The sequence below is a fragment of the Streptomyces sp. NPDC015532 genome, from assembly GCF_043078065.1.
In the GTDB taxonomy this organism is placed as follows: Bacteria; Actinomycetota; Actinomycetes; order Streptomycetales; family Streptomycetaceae; genus Streptomyces.
The window spans coordinates 936,858-954,954 of record NZ_JBIBSY010000002.1; the positions used below are offsets into that span (position 1 = coordinate 936,858).

General features: G+C 70.2%; 17 protein-coding genes. 9 read left to right on the top strand and 8 right to left on the bottom strand.

What is annotated here, in order from left to right:
* Positions 1–258: 258 nt before the first annotated feature.
* Positions 259–870 carry a helix-turn-helix domain-containing protein gene (locus tag ACF07B_RS10845; protein ID WP_392178761.1) on the top strand — a complete coding sequence of 204 codons (612 nt, stop codon included), beginning with the start codon at positions 259–261 and terminating at the stop codon, positions 868–870.
* A gap of 198 nt (positions 871–1,068) precedes the next feature.
* Here the strand turns inward: ACF07B_RS10845 and ACF07B_RS10850 are convergent, their stop codons facing one another.
* Both ACF07B_RS10850 and ACF07B_RS10855 read right to left on the bottom strand, forming a co-directional pair.
* On the bottom strand, positions 1,069–2,385 hold the full coding sequence (locus ACF07B_RS10850) for an alpha-amylase family glycosyl hydrolase (RefSeq protein ID WP_392178644.1): 1,317 nt from the start codon (positions 2,383–2,385) through the stop codon (positions 1,069–1,071).
* An 11-nt stretch (positions 2,386–2,396) separates the two neighbouring features.
* Positions 2,397–2,957: a MarR family winged helix-turn-helix transcriptional regulator gene (locus ACF07B_RS10855; protein ID WP_392178645.1), complete on the bottom strand. Its 561-nt coding sequence runs from the start codon at positions 2,955–2,957 to the stop codon at positions 2,397–2,399.
* Between the two features lie 168 nt (positions 2,958–3,125).
* Here ACF07B_RS10855 and ACF07B_RS10860 point away from each other — a divergent pair, with 168 nt between their 5' ends.
* From ACF07B_RS10860 to ACF07B_RS10875, 4 genes are all read left to right on the top strand, one after another.
* Complete coding sequence (locus ACF07B_RS10860; protein ID WP_392178762.1) at positions 3,126–4,676, top strand: FUSC family protein; 1,551 nt, start codon at positions 3,126–3,128, stop codon at positions 4,674–4,676.
* An 11-nt stretch (positions 4,677–4,687) separates the two neighbouring features.
* On the top strand, positions 4,688–4,921 hold the full coding sequence (locus ACF07B_RS10865) for a hypothetical protein (protein WP_392178646.1): 234 nt from the start codon (positions 4,688–4,690) through the stop codon (positions 4,919–4,921).
* 23 nt (positions 4,922–4,944) lie between these two features.
* Positions 4,945–5,613, top strand: coding sequence for an alpha/beta fold hydrolase (locus ACF07B_RS10870; protein WP_392178647.1), 669 nt, complete (start codon positions 4,945–4,947; stop codon positions 5,611–5,613).
* 314 nt (positions 5,614–5,927) lie between these two features.
* A complete protein-coding gene (locus ACF07B_RS10875; protein WP_392178648.1) occupies positions 5,928–6,677 on the top strand; it encodes a hypothetical protein in 750 nt (249 codons plus the stop codon).
* A gap of 207 nt (positions 6,678–6,884) precedes the next feature.
* Here the strand turns inward: ACF07B_RS10875 and ACF07B_RS10880 are convergent, their stop codons facing one another.
* Complete coding sequence (locus tag ACF07B_RS10880) at positions 6,885–7,379, bottom strand: DUF4188 domain-containing protein (protein ID WP_392178649.1); 495 nt, start codon at positions 7,377–7,379, stop codon at positions 6,885–6,887.
* A 79-nt stretch (positions 7,380–7,458) separates the two neighbouring features.
* On the opposite strand from ACF07B_RS10880, the gene ACF07B_RS10885 reads away from it, so the two are divergent.
* The gene (locus ACF07B_RS10885) at positions 7,459–8,094 is read left to right on the top strand and encodes a MerR family transcriptional regulator (RefSeq protein ID WP_392178650.1); all 636 of its coding nucleotides are present in this window, start codon (positions 7,459–7,461) and stop codon (positions 8,092–8,094) included.
* A gap of 283 nt (positions 8,095–8,377) precedes the next feature.
* Here the strand turns inward: ACF07B_RS10885 and ACF07B_RS10890 are convergent, their stop codons facing one another.
* From ACF07B_RS10890 to ACF07B_RS10905, 4 genes are all read right to left on the bottom strand, one after another.
* Positions 8,378–10,300: a glycoside hydrolase family 5 protein gene (locus tag ACF07B_RS10890; protein ID WP_392178651.1), complete on the bottom strand. Its 1,923-nt coding sequence runs from the start codon at positions 10,298–10,300 to the stop codon at positions 8,378–8,380.
* Between the two features lie 443 nt (positions 10,301–10,743).
* Positions 10,744–12,324, bottom strand: a complete 1,581-nt coding sequence (locus tag ACF07B_RS10895; protein ID WP_392178652.1) for a peptidoglycan-binding protein — start codon at positions 12,322–12,324, stop codon at positions 10,744–10,746.
* A 679-nt stretch (positions 12,325–13,003) separates the two neighbouring features.
* Positions 13,004–13,369 carry a hypothetical protein gene (locus ACF07B_RS10900; protein WP_392178653.1) on the bottom strand — a complete coding sequence of 122 codons (366 nt, stop codon included), beginning with the start codon at positions 13,367–13,369 and terminating at the stop codon, positions 13,004–13,006.
* Positions 13,370–13,464: 95 nt separating this feature from the next.
* A complete protein-coding gene (locus ACF07B_RS10905; protein ID WP_369482755.1) occupies positions 13,465–13,776 on the bottom strand; it encodes a WhiB family transcriptional regulator in 312 nt (103 codons plus the stop codon).
* 253 nt (positions 13,777–14,029) lie between these two features.
* On the opposite strand from ACF07B_RS10905, the gene ACF07B_RS10910 reads away from it, so the two are divergent.
* Positions 14,030–14,407, top strand: coding sequence for a nuclear transport factor 2 family protein (locus tag ACF07B_RS10910; RefSeq protein ID WP_392178654.1), 378 nt, complete (start codon positions 14,030–14,032; stop codon positions 14,405–14,407).
* A gap of 513 nt (positions 14,408–14,920) precedes the next feature.
* On the opposite strand, the gene msrA is transcribed toward ACF07B_RS10910, so the two are convergent.
* Positions 14,921–15,433 carry a peptide-methionine (S)-S-oxide reductase MsrA gene (gene msrA / locus ACF07B_RS10915; protein WP_369485543.1) on the bottom strand — a complete coding sequence of 171 codons (513 nt, stop codon included), beginning with the start codon at positions 15,431–15,433 and terminating at the stop codon, positions 14,921–14,923.
* A 323-nt stretch (positions 15,434–15,756) separates the two neighbouring features.
* Here msrA and ACF07B_RS10920 point away from each other — a divergent pair, with 323 nt between their 5' ends.
* Both ACF07B_RS10920 and ACF07B_RS10925 read left to right on the top strand, forming a co-directional pair.
* Positions 15,757–16,719: an MHYT domain-containing protein gene (locus ACF07B_RS10920; RefSeq protein ID WP_392178655.1), complete on the top strand. Its 963-nt coding sequence runs from the start codon at positions 15,757–15,759 to the stop codon at positions 16,717–16,719.
* A 376-nt stretch (positions 16,720–17,095) separates the two neighbouring features.
* Positions 17,096–17,911 (top strand): alpha/beta fold hydrolase, encoded by an 816-nt coding sequence (locus ACF07B_RS10925; RefSeq protein ID WP_392178656.1) that lies wholly within the window; start codon positions 17,096–17,098, stop codon positions 17,909–17,911.
* Positions 17,912–18,097: the final 186 nt, after the last annotated feature.

The window sequence follows — 18,097 nt, forward strand, 5'->3', positions numbered from 1 at the left end:
CCCGGACAAAGTGAACCAAAAGTCCACCGAAAGGAAAGGGATCCCCATGCAGAGTAAAGTAAAGTAAAGCCTCCTTGACTCTTCATCGAGGCCGTCCATAGCGTCGATCTATGTGAGCCCAAGAAAAGTCCAAAACGGGCCCTCGTAGTGGTACGCAATGCCCGGGCCCCGGCATCGACAGAATCAGTGGGCGTCGTCGATCGACATACCATCGAACGCGTCAAAGCGTCCGGCAGTCTCGACATCCAGGGGGCAGTGGTGGGTCGGAGCAGAACACCCATCCCGCAATCCGCGCAATGTTATGAACTGGCTCAATGGCTACGCTCACTGCGCCAACGATCCGGACTCACCTACCGACAGATGGCGGAGCGGACCGAGAGTCTGCGGCTCGCGGATCCCGCCTGCTCCGCCGTCACCCTGTCCCGGGCCGACCGCGGCACCTTCCTGCCCCGCCGCCATGTCGTGGAAGCGTACGCGCAGGTCTGCGGGGCCACCCGGCGCGAGGCCCGACTGCGCTGGGAGCAGGCGGCGCGACAGTCGGGCCACAGTCCCGACGGCCGCGAGGTCGCGGCCGCGCCACGCGGTGAACGGAGACTGGAACTCGTGTACCACCCGGCCCATCTCCTCGAAGCGATGCACCAGGCACGGCTCGCCGCCGGCCAGCCGTCGCTGCGCGAAATGGAGAAGAAGGCCCGCGATCTCGGGGCCGGACCATTACCGCGCAGTACGGTCGCCGACATTCTGGCCGGTTTTCGCATGCCGTCGGAGGAACTGCTCGTCGCCTATGTCCAGGCATGCGGACAACAGGGGCGCCGGCTCACGCTCTGGCGCAACGCATGGGCTCGCGCATTCGGCGCGGACGCCGCGTGATTCAAGTGTCCGAAATCAACGTCCGCGAACATTTCAATGATATGAAATCGCCAGGGCACTGAACATCACGGAAGCTTTTTCGACAGGACGGATTTGGTACGTCGGCGGTTTTCTGTGCGCCCTGATGTCATGACGGGCGCACCACCAACGATTCCTCGCCATGGTCGCCGCCGGAAAATCAGCGTCGGCCGCCCGGTATCAGTTGTGACGTCCCGATGCCGTGGCGATGAACCAGCCCGTCGGAGGAAGTGACACGGTACCCGTGGCGGAATCGACGGAGCCGTCGCCCGCGACCGGTGTCCACCGGGCGGCCGGGATACCGGCGGTGGCCGGAGCGGGGCCGAAGTTGAGGGCGACCGCGAGAGTGGAGCCGGCGTCGGGCGCGGCGAGGGTGTAGCTGAGGACGGTGTTGCCGAGGGTGTGGACCCGGGTCTGGGCACGGACCAGCCAGGGATGGCGGCGACGCGCGCCCACCAGGGTCTGGTGCAGTCGCTGCACGTCCAGCCCTTCGGCACCCAGGTCCGACGGGGAGCCGGGAAACGCGGGACGGATGGCGTCGTCCCCGCCCGGCCGGTCCTCCTTGACGCCCCTGCGGGCCCGTTCGTCTCCCGCGTAGACGGACGGCGTCCCGCCGACGGTGAAGAGCACGGCGAGCGCGTGCGCCAGATGACCGGGCTCCTCCAGCCGGCTCGCGACGCGGGTGACGTCGTGGTTCCCGACGAACGTCTGCGGCGCGAAGGTGTCGATCATGGCGTTGTGACGCTTGAGCGCCCAGGCCAGTTCGTGCGGATTGCGGTCGTTGAGGGAGCTCCAGATCGCCTTCCACAGTTCGTACTGCGTCACGGTGTCGAGTCCGCCCTCGACGACGTACGCCGTGTAGTCGCCGTGGATCACCTCGCCGCTGAACCACGCGCCGGGGTGACGCGACCTGACCCGGTCCGTGACGGTCCGCCAGAAGGGCCGCGGAACCGCGTAGGCCGCGTCGAGCCGCCAGCCGGAGACGCCCCGGTCGAGCCAGTGGTCGAGGACGTCGGCGACATGGTCGGCGACCGCGGGGGACGCGTGGTTCAGCGTGACGAGATGACGATGCCCCTCGAAGGTCCGGAAGTCGTCGCCCTCGGGAACGAACCAGTCCGCGTACGGGGAGGCGGTACCGCGCCGGGCCACGTCGACGAAGGGCGCGAACGACCGTCCGACGTGGTTGAAGACGCCGTCGAGCAGGACGCGGACCCCGCGCGACGCGGCACGGTCGATCAGTTCGACCAGATCGGCCTCGGTGCCCAGGCGGGGATCGACGCGGAAGTGGTCGGTCGTGTCGTAGCCGTGGGTCTCGGCGGCGAAGACCGGCCCCAGGGCGAGGCCGTTGCAGCCGAGTCCGAGCAGATGGTCCAGCCAGTCCGCGAGGACCGGCAACCGGTGCCGCACGGGCGCGCCCTCGGGCAGCGCGTCCGCCTCCGCGCCGAGGAAGCTCAAGGGGTGGACATGCCACCAGATGGCGTGGTCGGACCAGGACACGGGGGCCTCCGTCAGTGGGGTCGGGTCGTGGAGCCGGGCACGGCGGCCGGGGAGTCGGCGAGGCCGTTCATCAGGCGGGCGGCGAGCAGGAGGACCTGACGCTCCGTCTCGGTGAGATCGACGAGGGCGACCTCGAGCCAGGCGTCGCGCTGCGCCATGTCGCGGGCGAGGGCGGCACGGCCCGCTTCGGTCAGCTCCACCACACGCTGTCGCCCGTCCTGCGCGTCGCGCGTCCGGCTGATCAGACCTTCCTGTTCGAGGTCCGCGAAGACCCGCGTCAGGGACTGCGGTTGCTGATGGTCCGCGGCGGCCAGCGCACCGGCCGACATCGGGCCGTTGCGGCGCAGGTGGCCGAGGACACTGCTCTTGTTGAGGCTGAGTCCGTCCGCGGGGCGCTCCGCGCTCAGCCTGCGGGCGAGCCGGATGACGCCCTGCCGGATCTCGGCGGAGGCCCGGCCGTCCCGCCGCCCGGCCACGGCCTGTTCCGCGTCGCGCTCGACGAGGGCCTGTTTCGCGTCACGCTCGGCCACGGCGCGTTCCGCGTCCTCGTGTTCTGTTCGCTCTCCCGTCACATTGCTAAGGTATCACTTACGATACCGCCCGAGGGAAGGTCTCCCGATGGCTGATTTCAGCGGCTTTCTTGGCGGTGGTCCTACGTGTTGCGTAGTTTTCTGAGGTCGACGCGTCGTGCGGTGCACTTCGATCCGCGGGGGACGCACCTGCGGACGACGGCCGTGACCATGGTGACGGTCCTGGGCACCTACGGCTGGGCCCTGCTCGTCGAGCACCAGGCGGGGCTGCGCGTGGACAGCGTGGTGCAGGCGGTGGTGATCGCCTCGGCGCTCGGTCGCGTGCAGCGGCTCTTCGACCGGACGGACCGGCTGCTCGCCTGCGTCGTGCTGCCGTGCGCGGCCGCGGCGGGCACGGAGCTGAGCACCTTGATCCAGCGGCATCCCCTCGCGGGTGACGCGGCGTTCGTCGTGGGGGTCGCGGGGGCGATCTGGGTGCGCCGGTTCGGTGCCCGCGCCACGCGAGCGGGCACGCTCGTCGTACTTCCGCTGATTGCGGTCCTGGTGGTGCCCGCCGGAACGGTGCCCGCCGGCGGGCACGAGCACACCGCCTGGGCGGCGGTGACCGCGCTGGCGGCGGTCGTCTGGGGAACCGTGGTGACGTGGACGGCACAGCGCACCGGTCTCGTACCGCGGCCGCCGCCCGCGAAGGTGACCACGGCGCCCGGCGCCCCGCGCCGCCGCCCGACCCCGAGCACCCGGATGGCCCTGCAGATGGCGGCGGCGCTCACCGCCGCGTTCACGATCGGCCGGACTCTGTGGCCGGACCACTGGGCCTGGGTGGTCCTCACGGCGTTCCTGGTGTGCAGCGGTGCGCGCAGCCGCGGCGACGTCCTGGTCAAAGGGGCCTGGCGCACGCTCGGCGCCGCGGCCGGCACGGTGGTCGCGACCGCCGCCTCCGGAGAGTTCGGACCGCGGTCGGACACCGCGGTCGTCGTCATCTTCGTCGTGCTCGCGGTGGCCACCTGGCTGCGTGAACTCAGTTACGCGTACTGGGCGGGCTGCGTCACCGCCGTACTGTCGCTGCTCTACGACTGGTTCGGGCAGAGTCCCGGCGACCTGCTGCACACCCGACTGGCCGGGATCGCGGTCGGCGCGGTTCTCGGCATCGCGGCGTCCTGGCTCGTACTGCCCATCCGGACCGAGGCGGTGATACGGGCCCGGACCGCGGCGGCGCTGTCGAGTCTGGGCGACATCCTGGAGACGGACTGGCGCGACGGCCAGGCCGTCCGTCTGGCGCGGGCCCGATTCGCCTACCGGGTGGAGCAGTTGGCGATCGCCACGGCCCCGATGCGGATCCTTGCCGCCGCGCCTGTCCCCGAGACCGTGTCCGCCCGGTGGCACCCGGACCACTTCACGCTCCGGTCCGTGACGGCACTGCGGCAGTGCGCCGAACCCGTCGACGACCTCACCGACGCCTCCGGATCGGCACCGGACGCGCTGACCACCGACCCCGCCGTGGCGCGGCGGCGCGCCCAGGTCGCGGCGCACGCGCTCACCGTGCGCCGGGCGATCGGACGGCGCCCGCCCCCGCCCACCGCCGCGGATGCGGCCTTCCAAGAGCTGCCGCGACCACCGGGAACGACCTCTCCCCCCGCCCGCTCCGCCGTCGCCGTCCTCACCGCCCTTGAGGTGATCGACAGTCAACTCGACGTACTCAGCGTCCTGTTCGGCCCACCACCGACCCTCACATCCGACGCGCCGACGGCGGCGGCCGGCTGACGGTGGAGCGCGTGCTCGGCGCGGGTGAGGTGGTGTTTCGTGAGGGGTCCGGGTTCACCCACCAGGTCGAGTTCCGGCGTTGCGTGTCCTGCCAACAGGTCAATGTCGTGCCCGAGGACGCCTTCGTCCGCGTGTTCTGCGACGAAGCCCTGCCGTCCGGCTGGACCATCGATCGAGAGGGCTGCCAGGTCGTCGCCGCCACCGATGACTCTCGTCGCTCCCGGCGGTCTGCAACGTCAGGGTGAAACGGATGGAAGGGAGGGCGAACGTGTTCGTGTTGGTTCCCGGGGCCGGGGGTTCGGCCTGGTACTGGCATCGTGTGGTGTCCGAGTTGCGGGCGAGGGGGCACGAGGCGGTCGCGGTCGGCCTGCCCGCGGCGGACGAGTCCTCGGGGCTGCCCGAGTACGCCGACACCGTGGCCGCGGCGATCGGCGATCACGCCGATACGGTGCTCGTCGCGCAGTCGATGGGCGGCTTCACGGCGCCGATGGTCTGCGCCCGCGTTCCGGTCGGACAACTGGTGCTCGTCAACGCGATGGTGCCGCTCCCGGGCGAGACGCCCGGACAGTGGTGGGGCAACACCGGTTCGGAACCGGCCCGCCTCGCCGCCGCCGAAGCGGACGGATACGGCACCGAATTCGACCTGGACACCTACTTCCTGCACGACGTCCCGGCCGAGGTCGCCGCCGCCGGGGCGGGCCATGAGCAGCCGGAGGCCGACATCGCCTTCAACCAGCCCTGCGACATCGAGCGATGGCCCGACACCACCACACGCGTCCTCGCCGCGACCGGGGACCGGTTCTTCCCGGTGGACTTCCAGCGCCGAGTGGCCCGCGACCGCCTCGGAATCGAGGCCGAGACCATTCCCGGCGGACACCTGGCCGCGCTGTCGCACCCCTCGCCGCTCGTCGACAAACTGGCGGAGTCTCTGCCTTGAGACGTTCCCGACGTCTCTTGTCGCCCCGCCGATGACCGTGGTCCGCGATTCGCCGTTCCGTGCCGTCCGGTCGGGCCGTCGCCCGGGACCACCGAACGGGTCCGGCGGCGAAGGAAACGTATCCCCCGGTGATGAAGCTCGTTGAAGTGGTCAGCGCGCAAACGCCCCCGACGGATGCGCGACGTGAGGGCCCGAATCCCTGCCCGGTCTCGGGCCCTCACCCCCTCCCCCGATCTCCACCGCCCTCCGGGCGAGAGGTCCGCCGGAGGGACGGGTCCGGGCGCACCCGGCAGGACATGCCATGATCAACCCTCATGAAGACGTCGACCTCGTCCATGGTCCGTGCCGCCGCCCGCAACAACGCCGAGTGGTGCGCCGCGATGAGCCTTTCGCACGGTGTGGAGAGCGAGTTCAAGGAGCAGGCGTGGGCCGCCCCGGCCCGTACGCCGCTGTACTACCCGGACTCGGTGACGCTGGTACCCGGCGCGAACGCGACCGCGCTGCTGCCGCGGATCGACACCGTCGCAGCCGGCGCCTCGGTCAAGGACAGCTTCGCCGACCTGGACCTGACGGGGGACGGCTTCCAGGTCCTGTTCGACGCGCAGTGGATCCACCGCCCGCCGCAGACCCCCGCCGGCCCCCCGGCCCTCGCCTGGGACGTGGCGGACGGCCCGGAAGCGTTGCGTGACTGGGCAGTGGCCTGGGCCGGCGAAGGCGGCGACGCGGATCTGTTCCGCCCCGAACTTCTCGACGATCCGGCCACCTTCGTGCTCGCCGGGCGCTCCGCCGACGGTCGGGTGGTCTCCGGAGCGGTGGCGAGCCGTAATGACCACGTGGTCGGGATCTCCAACGTCTTCGCACACGGCGGTGGCCCGGACGCGGCCTGGCCGGACGTACTGAGCACGGTGCACTCGCTGTTTCCCGGCCTGCCCGTGGTCGGCTACGAGCACGGCGACGACCTGGCCGCCGCCCTGCGCCACGGCTTCGAACCGATCGGCCCGTTGCGGATCTGGATTCACCCGGGACGAAACCGACCCGGACGGAACCGAGTTGGCCAGGACTGACCGGGCGGAACCGAGCCGGGGGGACGAGCCCGGGCCTGTCGGTCCACAGCTCGGGCGGGACTGACCTGGGCGCGTCGGTCCACAGCTCGGGCGGGACTGACCTGGGCGGGCCGGTTCAGTACGCGGGCGCGAACTCGGCACGCCGGTCCGGCACGCGGGCCCGGTGCCGGATGCCGGTCACCGGCCTCCGGTTCGGCACCGGGTCACTCAAGACGCCCGGCTCTCCAGCCGCTGCGCCGCCCGCTCCCCGCGGCGTTCCACAGGCTCGACTCCCCATGCCGCGGCCAGACCGGTCGGCGGCATGTCGACGTAGATCGACTCGTACGAACCCGCCGGGACGATGTACGTCTCGTGCCAGATCCCCACACTGCCCTTGCTGCTCCGCAGGCGGCGGTTGAACGCCGCCCACGCGGGGCGATGCTCCCCCGCCTGATCGGAGGCATAGGCGAGCAGTTTCTCGCGCGACTCCCAGTACTGCGCGACGGTGAACACGCGCGGACCGCCACTCAGACTCCGGTGGCCCAGCAGCCCGCTGTCGCTGTCCTGCGTGAGCTCCTTCAGCATGCGTGGCATCGCCGTCAGCGCCGGCAGCCAGTGGCGGACGGCCCGCCAGCGGTTGATGCGCATGCCGATGAGGAAGACGACCACGTCGCCCTCGGCGGCGGCCGTGACCCGTCGGCCAGATATCGGTGCATTACCCATGAGATTCCCCGTTCTCGTGTTGGATAGTGGCACGATCCATGCTTGGATAGTGTCACTGTCCGATGGAAGGTGCAAGAGCATGCGGCTGGCGGAGCTGAGCGAGCGCAGCGGTGTTTCGACCGCCACGATCAAGTACTACCTGCGCGAAGGACTGCTCCACCCGGGCCGTCGGATCTCCGCCACCCAGGCCGAGTACGGGGACGACCACCTGCGGCGGCTGCGCCTCGTACGGGCGCTGATCCAGATCGGCGGGGTCTCGGTGGCCGACGCGCGCGAGGTGATCGCCGCCGCGGAGGACGAGTCGCTGGACCACCATCTGAGGCTGGGCGCGGCGACCCGGGCGCTGCCCTGCGCCGAGAAGCCCGCCGAGGACGATCCGGCGGTGGCGACCGCCTGCCGCTCGGTGGAGGCGTTGCTGGAGCGGCTGGGCTGGTCCTGCGACCCCGGCGTGGACCTGCTCGATCCCGCCCACCGGCGGCTCATCGACTCGGTCGCGGCGCTGGTCCGGCTCGGCTACCCCTGCGACACCGAGCAGTTGCTGCCGTACGGGCGGCTGGCGGCGCAACTGGCGGTCACCGACCTGGACATGGTCGAGGAGCTGCCGACACCGACCGAGCAGATCGAGGCGGCCGTCGCGCTCACGGTGCTCTACGAACCGGTGTTGCTGAGCCTGCGGCGCATGGCCCACGCGGAGGAGTCCGCCCGGCGGTTCTGAGACCTGCCGCCCGGGCGCACGCTCCGGCCCGCCGCATCGGGATCGCCGGCTTGCTCCTGCGGGAGATCGCCGGAGGGTGCGGTCCACCCCGCGGGATCGACGGACGGGGACTCCCGGAGACGTGACGGAAATACACCGCCGGGACCCGGCCGGACCGTGCGCACGGGCTCGGTCCGCCGGGTCCCGGCGGTTCTGGGACGGCTGTACGCCGGTCACGGTCCGGCGCGGCTCCGGCGCCGTTCGCCCCGGTCCGCGCGCCGCTTCGACGGCCGCCGGGTCGTGATCAGTTCAGTTTGCGGCAGAGCAGTGCGGCCGGGCCTTGTGCGGCGCCGAAGCGGGTCGTGTAGGCGATTCCGGCGGCGTACTCGTCGTCGGCGCACTGGCCCTTGTAGTCACCGTTCGCGAAGTCGCCCCCGGCCGCGCCGGCGGGCCGGTTGTCGGAGCGGTCGAACCACACGGTGCGCCCGGTGCCCGCCAGCGAGGTGCGGGGCGGAACGCACAGGGCCGCGGAGGTGCGGCCCCCGCGGCGGCTGTAGCCGATGAGGAAGTTGCCCGCGGGACACTGGAGCTTGGTGTACCCGGAGGCCCAGTCGCCGCCCGCGGGAACATGGCGCTCGTCGGTGACGACCGTCTGGGTGGCGGCCCCGGAACGGAGGTCGCCGGTGGAGACGTCGGTGCACAGGGCGCGAACACCGCTGTGGCCGAGTCCGATCAGCCGTTCACCGTCGGGACACGTGGCCTTGGACGCACCCGAGTTCCAGTCGCCTCCCGCGCGCACCCGCAGCGACTGCACCTGGTCGCCGTGGTCGGTGGCGAGCATCTGCCAGCCGGGGACCGCCGAGATGGACCCTGTGCGGGTCGGGGCGGTCATGAGCCGGTTCCACGCGGTACCGCGCCAGTCGGACTGGTCGAGGATGCCGTACCGGTTGCCCGAGGTGTCGTAGCGCAGCAGGGACCAGTCGTCGTGGCCTTCCCAGCTGACCAGCGGCCAGTAGGCGAAATCGACGTCGTGGTCGGCGAAGTAGTCGGTGATGTCGCCGAACCAGGTCCGGGCCGCCGCGCCGGTCTCACCGGCGCCGATGCCGAACTCGCTGATCCACACGGGGGCGGTGAAGTGCTGGTTCGCTTCGGAGGAGACGAAGAAGGCCTGGTCGCCGAGGACTTGGTAGAGCTGGTCGCGGTTGAGGTCCTGGTAGCGGGCGTCATGGGTTTCGCCGATTCCGGTCGCCCCGCTGTGGCTGGGGCCGGTGTATCCGTAGAAGTGGGCGGAGTACACCAGCTTGTGAGAGGCGACGAGGGTGTGCGAGAGGTTGCGCACGGGGGTGAGGGTGGGACGGCCGTGCGGCAGGCCGTCGACCGGCAGACCGGTCCAGTTGATCCCCTCGATGACGACGAGGAGGTTGGCGTTGGCCTCGGAGAGGATGCGGTCCGCGGCGAGCTGGGCGGCCGCGTACCAGTCGTGGGCGTCGCCCAGGCCCCAGTTGGGGTCGTCCAGTACGTCACGGCGTACTTCGTTGTAGAGGTCGGCGCCCACCACACGCGGGTCGCCGGCGTAACGGCGGGCCATGAAGACCCAGTCGTCCGTCCACTGCTGGGTGGACTGACCGCTGTTCCAGCGCTCGTTGCCGTCGACGCCGCAGCACCAACGCGAGGTGTTGGTGTGGTTGTTGAGGATGACGGCGAACCCGCTCCGGGTGAGGGCGGCGACCACGGCGTCGTAGACCTGGAGGGGCGTTCTGCCGCGCAGCTCCGGGTTGGCCGTGACGGCGACGTCCGGCACGGGGGTCGTCGAGTGGATCATCTCGTTGGAGAAGGGCAGCCGGATGCTGTTGATGCCCAGCCGGTGGAAGTCGTCGAGCAGTTGGGGCAGCGAGGCGCGGTCCAGGCCGAGAGGGATGCCGTAGGAGTCCTGGCCCGCGTGGTGGTTGGCCGGATCGTCGACACTGCCGCTGCCCGTCCAGGAGCCCTGCGCCCCGTCCCAGTTCGCCGACTTCAGCCGGAAACGGTTGCCGTCGGCGTCCACGATGTACCGTCCGCGGGTGGAGAGCGGCGCTTGCCACGTCTCGGCCGCCGGAGCGGCGGCGGAGATTCCCCGCACTCGGTCCGCGGGAACCGCGGTGGCGGCGACCGCCCCGGGAGCCGTGGCGAGGAGCAGGAGAGCTGCCGTCGCTAATGTCAGGTACTTGCCAAATCTGAGGGTAGGCATCGGACCTCTGTGAGGGGTGTCGGTACGCGGACGTGGGTGTCTGTGCCCACCGGCGCCCGAGGGGGACGCCGGTCGCCGTGATCCGGCGTGACGGGGCGAGTCGGGCTCATGTCCGCGGCGGCGGTCTCCGGTCTGCGGAAGTCCGGCTGCCGCCGCCGCGGACGGTCGCGCTGCCGTGCTCTGAACGGGGTGGATCTGGCGCTCATGACCGGTGCGACGGCTACGTCACGGGCGCTTCACCCTTCCCGCTGACCACAGGTATGGACCTGAGCCTAGCGGGGGAGCCGAACCCGGGCGACAGTTCCGGTCAGGCGTGACGAGCGAACGGGAGGGGCCCAGGTGCGACGCAGGAGGCCCGCTCCCCGAGGGGCACGCCCCCGAGAACCGGGGGCCATGAACCATCCTGTGAGGAACGATGGTTCATGGCTCGTCCCGTCAGCCGGTCAGCGGACTCGGATGAACATGACGTCATATCCGCTGTTCGTACCGCGCGTCTTGACGTAGACGCCGTCCGACCCGCCGTTGGGGTTGCCGGTGTTGCCTTCGACGGTGGTGAAGCTGGACCCGCCGCTCACCGTTCGCACGATGCCTATGTGCTCCTGCCCGCCGGTGTAGTTGTTGCCCCCGTTCCAGTCGAAGGCCACGATGTCGCCCGGCTGCGGGTTCGTCGTCACCGAAAGGTGGTAGTTGCCGGCCCGCGCCTGCTTGACCCAGCCCGCGACGTAGCTGCTGCGGTACGAACTGGCCCCGGTCTGCTTGGCCACCCAGCTCACGAACGTCGCGCACCAGGCGTAGTTCCTGGTGGACAGCGACAGGCCCACGGACGAGCCGTAACTGTTCGCCCGAGCACTGCCCTCGACCGTCCCCACCTCGGCGGCGGCCACACCGAGGATCTTGCTGTAGCCGCCGCCGGGCGGGGGCGAGGTGGGCGGGGTGACGGCGCCGTACAGAGCGGCCTTGGTGTTCGGACCCACCTGGCCGTCGACCGACAGCCCCTTCTCGGCCTGGAAGTCCCGCACCGCGCTGTCGGTCAGCGGTCCGAAGTCGCCGTCGACGGCGACATCGGCTCCGTGGTGGTTGAGCAGGCTCTGCAACTCGGTGACACAGCCGCTGCGCTGGCCCTTCACGATGGTGCCCGGGCACGAGCCGGAGTTCAGGTTGATCGGAGCCGGCGCGCCGCTCCCGCCGCCCGTGCTGATGTTCGCGTACAGAGCGGCCTTGGTGTTCGGACCGGCTTCCCCGTCGACGGAGAGGCCCGCCGAGGACTGGAACGACTTCACAGCAGACAGGGTCAGGGGCCCGAACTCGCCGTCCACGTCCAGGTGTTGGCCCTTGCCGTTGAGCAGTGCCTGAAGCGTCGCGACACAACCGCCGCTCTGCCCCTCCACGATGTTCGAGGGGCAGGAGCCCGATCGCAGGTCCAGCGCGGTGGACGGCGACTCGTCGGTGTCGTAGAGCTCACGCTTGGTGTTCGTTCCGACCTGACCGTCGACCGAAAGACCGTGCGCGGACTGGAAGCCGCGGACCGCGCTGTCCGTCGCGGGCCCGAACTCGCCGTCCACGTCGATGGAGTAGCCGAAGTGGCGGAGCAGCCGCTGGAGTTCGCTGACGCAGCCCCCCTTGTTGCCCTGGACGATGTTCGCCGGGCACGACGAGGACGTGAGATTGATCGGCGCCGGGGCCGAGCCACCGGTCGCGTACAGCTTGGACTTGGTCTGGGGGCCGACCTGTCCGTCCACGGCGATCGCGGTGGAGGCCTGGTACTCGCGCACCGCGTAGAGGGTGTTCGCCCCGAAGACGCCGTCCACCAGCAGACCGGCCCCGTGGGCGTTGAGCAGGTTCTGCAACTCCGTGACGCAACCGCTCGTCTGGCCCCGCTGGATCACGCCGGGGCAGGACGCGGAGGTCAGCCTGACCGCCGCGGGTGCCGCCGAGGCAGGACCGGCGCCGAGCAGGGTGCCGGCCGAGAGGAGCGCCGTCGTGGCGGCGAACACTCCGGTCCTGACACGCCAGCCAGGTCTCACGCTCGTGGCACCCCGGTGCCGGAGGGGTGTTTTGTCGTCGTGCACACGAAATGGACTCGTCTTCATGGCTGCGAAACGTCTCCTTCGCTGGATAGGCGGTTTGCCGTCGGAGATCGTCCGGACCGGAACCGCGCACTGTCGTGATGTGTCGTTCGTGGAAGGGGTCGCCCGCCCGGCAGACGCGCACCTCTGGCCTGCGGCCGGTGAAAGGGAGGAGAAAGTGACACTTTTTCCGGGTCGACGCGCGTAGACATCAACATCCCTACGTGCCAACGGAGTTGAGGTTCTCGAAAGTCATGATCGGGCTGTCATTCCGCGCACGACGGTGACAGCACGCACGGCCGCGCACAATGCCAGACCACACAACTGGCTTGATTTAACCGACATTGGTGGCCGGAAAAAATGCACGCGTGACGGCCTCTGAATATTTGGCCCTTTTCAGCGGTCTGTCTCGTTGCGGCGTTTCCCGCCTCATTTTGTGCGGGCCAAGCGAAAGGTGAGGATCGCGGCGTGTGAGGCGGTGAGGATCGCGACATGAGGGGCCGGCTAGGTCGCGGCGAGGCCATGGTGGAGGCGGACGGCCCGGCTGACGCTCGCCCTCCAGGACGAATCCGGACGCTCACCGTCCGCAGCGGGCCGTCATGCGAACGGTGGGCCGGACGGCGTACGCAATTCCCGTTCAGCCGACGTCGATGATCTCGGTGAGACTCATTGCGGGGCGGTCGAATATCCCTGACAGCACGTTTCTCTGTCGATCTGTCAGGTAATTGACGAAGACGACCAGGTCGGCATCGGTTTCTTCACAATGCGCGGCCACTTCAAGGATTTTCCCGGAACTCAGCAGCGTGCGCGAGGAATACGGCAGGGCCATCTTCCGGACCCCGCCGTTAGAGACACCACGCCGTTGCGTGATCCGCCCGACGACCCGAGCACCGCGCGCCGTCAGTTCCGCCGCAGCGGCATCCATGAGCGCGACGAAATCCTTTTCCTTGGCGGAGAAATAGCCGACGAGCACGACATCGGCGCCCGTCACGCCCACGGGCACGACCCGGCACCCGGCGGGCCCCGCTCCCCCGCGACGAGCAGGGCGCCGACCGCGCCCTCGGAACCGATACACGGTTCCGAGGGTAGGGCTTCAGGTCAACTCGCCCTGTGGGCGACCGCCGTGGTGTCCTGCGAGCGTTCGTGCTCCACTCGGGCCGTTTCCAGGAGGTGCAGCCAGGAAGTGACCGTAGGCCGACGGCGCAACAGGGCACGGCGCTCGCGCTCGGTCATGCCTCCCCAGACCCCGTGCTCGATGCGCTGGTCCAGCGCATAGGCGAGGCATTCGGTGAGCACGGGGCAGCCGATGCACAGCATTTTGGCCCGGTTCTGCGCCGCGCCCTCGACGAACAGGTCGTCAGGATCGGCCGTACGGCACAATCCTCGATCGCTCCAGTCGGTGCTCGTCATCTCGTGATGCCGTCCTCTCCCCTGGCCCCCGCCTGCACGTTGCCCGACTGCCCTGGGCAACAGGCATATGACACTACGCCTTTCGAGGGCCGGAACTCCATCTGCCGTACGGCACCACACCTTCGAGTGAGCCCAGCTTGCCTCGCGCTCGCGACAGCGCTATGGAGGTGCCTCGACGGTTCACGGTCCGGGTCGGCGCCTCGGAGAGCAGTGCGGCCGTCTTTCGCCTTCATCGCGATGGAAAGCAGGAGTCATGTCAGGAGTCACGTCCGAGAACAAGCGGACCATCGAGACCTACTTGAACGGTTTCCGCAAGAACGATCACGCGCAGATTCTGAGCTGTCTCACCGATGACATCGAGTGGACGGTTTTCGGCGGGTTCCATCTGACCGGCAAGGAGGCATACGACGCGGCGATCGAGGGTCCTGGCTTCGTCCCGCCGCCCCGACTGGAGGTCGTACGCATGGTCGAGGAGGACGACGTGGTCATGGCCGAACTCACCGGAACGGTGATGCGTGAGTCGGGAGAGCCGATGCGCATGTCGATGGCCGAGGTGTTCCGCATGCGCGACGGGAAGATCTGCGAACGCCGCGCATGGGTGATCGAGCTCAAACGCAACGAATATGTCTGATCCGCCGGGGCGGTGCGAGGCCGCCCGCACCGCCGGGCCGGCTCCCCGCATCCAGAGCGGCGCGCGCCGGCGGGGGGTCCCGCGTGTCCGAGGCGGGAGTCGCGGGGCGCGCCCGCGCCTCCTGGCCCGCGTCCAGGTCCTGGCCGCCTTGGCGGTGGCGGCCACGGTCATGACACACGCCCGCCACCCCCGACGACCGATCGTCCCCGGCCCACCGCCGGTCGCGGGACCGAGGGCAGCCCCCGCGACCGGCACGATCACAACATCGCATCCGCAACGGACCCGGCTACGGACACCGGCCCGCAGCGGAGACCCCGCGTCCGCCCGAGGCCCGTACAGCCGCGTCGGGACGGCCCGAGGCCCACGCCGCCACGTCCGGACGGCCCACGGCCACGCGCAGCCACGTCGGGACCGCCGAGGCCCATGGGCAGCCTCGTGGCGCCGCCCGGGGCCCGCGCCGCCCGCGCGGGCTCACAGACCCCGCTCGGGACCGGGCGGGCCGTCGGGCACCGCTCAGGCTTCCGCGCGCCTCGGCAGCCGCCAGTTCGGACGGACGAAGTGGCAGGTGTAGCCGTCGGGGTAGCGCTGGAGATAGTCCTGGTGCTCCGGCTCCGCCTGCCAGAACGGGCCGGCCGGCGCGACCTCGGTCACGACCTTCCCCGGCCACAGTCCGGAGGCGTCCACATCCGCGATGGTGTCCTCGGCGACCCGCTTCTGCTCGTCGTCGACGTAGAAGATGGCGGACCGGTAGCTGAGACCGATGTCGTTGCCCTGCCGGTTCTTCGTCGACGGGTCGTGGATCTGGAAGAAGTACTCCAGGATCGTCCGGTAGTCGGTCTTCGTGGGATCGAAGGTGATCTCGATCGCCTCGGCGTGCGTGCCATGGTTGCGATACGTCGCATCGGCCACGTCGCCGCCGCTGTATCCCACCCGCGTGTCCAGAACACCCGGGAACGTCCTGATCAGATCCTGCATGCCCCAGAAACAGCCGCCCGCCAGCAGCGCCTTCTCCTCGTTCCGGCTCATCGCACGCACCCCTTCTTCCTAGTCCTCGTCGGACGCGCACGGGCGCCCTCTCACGCGCCGACGGCGGTCCGTCCGCCCCGCCCTCACGACGACGTGGCATCGCACTGCACAAGGCTGAAAGGGCCGGTCGAAATTCCCGGCCGGACACCTGGAGCGTGACAGAGGTTCGGGCGGCTCGCGGCCCGCGGGCGCGAGTGAACGCGGTAGATCGATAACGATCCTGCAAGTTTCAACCAGCACGGGCTCAGGAATTTGCTATCGCTACCAGGAAAAGGGCTCAATGGCCTTCGCATATCAACGGTACAGCGTGAGTTAGGGAGCGGATGAACGGCACGATCGACGGCTTCAGCTACGGGCTGGTCACACCGGTGGCCGCCTACGTCATGGCCTGTGTGGGCTCGGCGTTGGGGCTGCGCTGTGTGGTGCGCACGGTGCATCACGAGCCCGGATGGCGGCTGGGCTGGCTCGCCCTCGGAGCCAGCGCCCTGGGCTGCGGCATCTGGACGATGCACTTCATCGCCATGACGGGCTTCTCCGTGGCGGAGACGCCCGTCACCTACGACATCCCGCTGACGGTGCTCAGTCTCGCCGTGGCGATCGTGGTGGTCTCCGCGGGCGTCTTCATCGTCGGACACCGCGGTGCCACGCGAGCGGCCCTCACCGTGGGCGGTTCCATCACCGGTCTCGGCGTCGCGACCATGCACTATCTCGGCATGTTCGCGATGCAGCTCAACGGAGAGCTCAGCTACAACGCGTTCACGGTGACCCTGTCCGTGGTCATCGCCCTCGTGGCGGCGACCGCCGCGCTGTGGGCCGCCGTCTCCGTGCAGGGCTTCGTCCGCACGCTCGGCGCCAGCCTCGTCATGGGCCTGGCCGTCACCGGCATGCACTACACGGGCATGGCCGCCGTGAGCGTCCACCTCCACAACGGCATCGAGTCGTCCGTGACCGGCCAGGAGGGCACCTCGCTCCTGCTGCCGATGCTCCTGGGCCCGATCATCTTCCTCATCCTCGCCGCGGCCATCGTCATGTTCGACCCGGTCCTGATCCTCGGCGACGGCGGTTGGGACAAGCCGGCCAAGAAGCGCTCCAAGGTCGTCGCACGCGGAAAGTCCATGCCGGTGCAGGTGTCGGGCATCGAGGACGCTCCGGCGCCGATGGCCCACAGCGCCCCGCAGGCCGGCCACTGGTCGTCGGCACCGCCCCAGTGGCCCGCCGAGGAGCGCGCCCAGTACGGCGACACCGTCACCGGGGACTCCTACGGAGCCCGGCACGAGGCGGAGTAGCCCCCTCCCGCGCATCTCGATGGCCCGGCCGACGCGATCAACCTCGCGCTCGTGCCGGGCCATCGCCGTCCGGGACGGACGGCTCGACGCGGGACGCGCCCGGTCGCCTCGGGTAAGCGCGAGCTCCGTATCCGGTAGGCGCCCGGACGGCGACGGGCCGGGGCCACCGCCGTACCCGGTATGCCCGGACGCGACGGGCCGGGGCAACCGCCCTACCCCGTACGCACGGTGGCGGCAGTGACCCACTCCGGCCGTCGCGATGATCTTGTGACCGGACAGGCCAGGGGCTGTCGCTCGGATCGGGCAGCGCAGATGTGCGTGCCCCGCCCCCGCGTGCCGCCGCATGATCCAAACGGCAGACCCTAGGGTGCCTGGCATGACCTCCATAGCCTTGCGCGGTACGACGCTCCACTACGACGACACCGGCCCCTCGGACGGGCTGCCGGTCCTGCTGATCCACGGGCATCCCTTCGACCGGACCCTGTGGGCTCCTCAGGCCGAGGCGCTCGTCGCGGCCGGGCACCGGGTCATCGCCCCGGACCTGCGCGGCTACGGCGCCAGCGGGGTGGAGACCGGCCCCGTGTATCTCTCCGACTTCGCCGACGACCTCGCCGCGCTCCTGGACCACCTGGACATCGACCGGGCCGTGGTGGGCGGTGTCTCGATGGGCGGGCAGATCGCCCTGGAAATACAACGCGTCCACACCCACCGCGTCCGCGCGCTCGTCCTGTCGGACACCTCCGCTCCGGCCGAGACCGACGAGGGCAAGGTCCTCCGCGACCGGATGGCCGACCGCCTCCTGACGGAGGGGATGGACGGCTACGCGGACGAGGTGATCGGCAAGATGCTCGCCGACTACAACGTCACCGCGCTGCCCGACGTCGCCGAGCACGTCCTGCGCATGATGCGCGCCACCGATCCCCGCGGCGCAGCGGCGGCCCTGCGCGGCCGGGCCGAACGCCCCGACTACCGGGACACGCTCGCCGCCGTGCAGTCCCCCGTACTGATCGTCGTCGGCGCTGATGACGTCTACACACCGGTCAGTGACGCCGAGGCCATCCACGCTCTCGTCCCGCACGCGGTCCTGACCGTCATCGAGGGCGCCGGCCACCTCCCCGGCGCGGAACAGCCGGGACGGTTCAACGCCGCGCTCCTCGACTTCCTGGCCACCCAGGTGACCACCGTCGCCTGAGCGGTCCGGCCGGTCAGGGACACGCCCGGTCCACCACTCGACCCCTCGTGCGCCCTGTCGGGGGCTGCCGCTCGGGACAGTGGTCGCGGCGGCCTTTCAGCACCCTTCCCGGGAGAAGCACCGGGGCTGGACGGTCGCCGCCCGCCGCCTGATCGACGGGGCGGGCGCGATCTCCGCCGGGGGCCC

Excerpts from the sequence above, each read along its gene's own strand:
- ACF07B_RS10860 (WP_392178762.1), top strand. The coding sequence starts at position 3,126 with ATGGTGACGGTCCTGGGCACCTACGGCTGGGCCCTGCTCGTCGAGCAC.
- ACF07B_RS10875 (WP_392178648.1), top strand. The coding sequence starts at position 5,928 with ATGAAGACGTCGACCTCGTCCATGGTCCGTGCCGCCGCCCGCAACAAC.
- ACF07B_RS10880 (WP_392178649.1), bottom strand. The coding sequence starts at position 7,379 with ATGGGTAATGCACCGATATCTGGCCGACGGGTCACGGCCGCCGCCGAG.
- ACF07B_RS10885 (WP_392178650.1), top strand. The coding sequence starts at position 7,459 with ATGCGGCTGGCGGAGCTGAGCGAGCGCAGCGGTGTTTCGACCGCCACG.
- ACF07B_RS10890 (WP_392178651.1), bottom strand. The coding sequence starts at position 10,300 with ATGCCTACCCTCAGATTTGGCAAGTACCTGACATTAGCGACGGCAGCT.
- ACF07B_RS10905 (WP_369482755.1), bottom strand. The coding sequence starts at position 13,776 with ATGACGAGCACCGACTGGAGCGATCGAGGATTGTGCCGTACGGCCGAT.
- ACF07B_RS10910 (WP_392178654.1), top strand. The coding sequence starts at position 14,030 with ATGTCAGGAGTCACGTCCGAGAACAAGCGGACCATCGAGACCTACTTG.
- msrA (WP_369485543.1), bottom strand. The coding sequence starts at position 15,433 with ATGAGCCGGAACGAGGAGAAGGCGCTGCTGGCGGGCGGCTGTTTCTGG.
- ACF07B_RS10920 (WP_392178655.1), top strand. The coding sequence starts at position 15,757 with ATGAACGGCACGATCGACGGCTTCAGCTACGGGCTGGTCACACCGGTG.
- ACF07B_RS10925 (WP_392178656.1), top strand. The coding sequence starts at position 17,096 with ATGACCTCCATAGCCTTGCGCGGTACGACGCTCCACTACGACGACACC.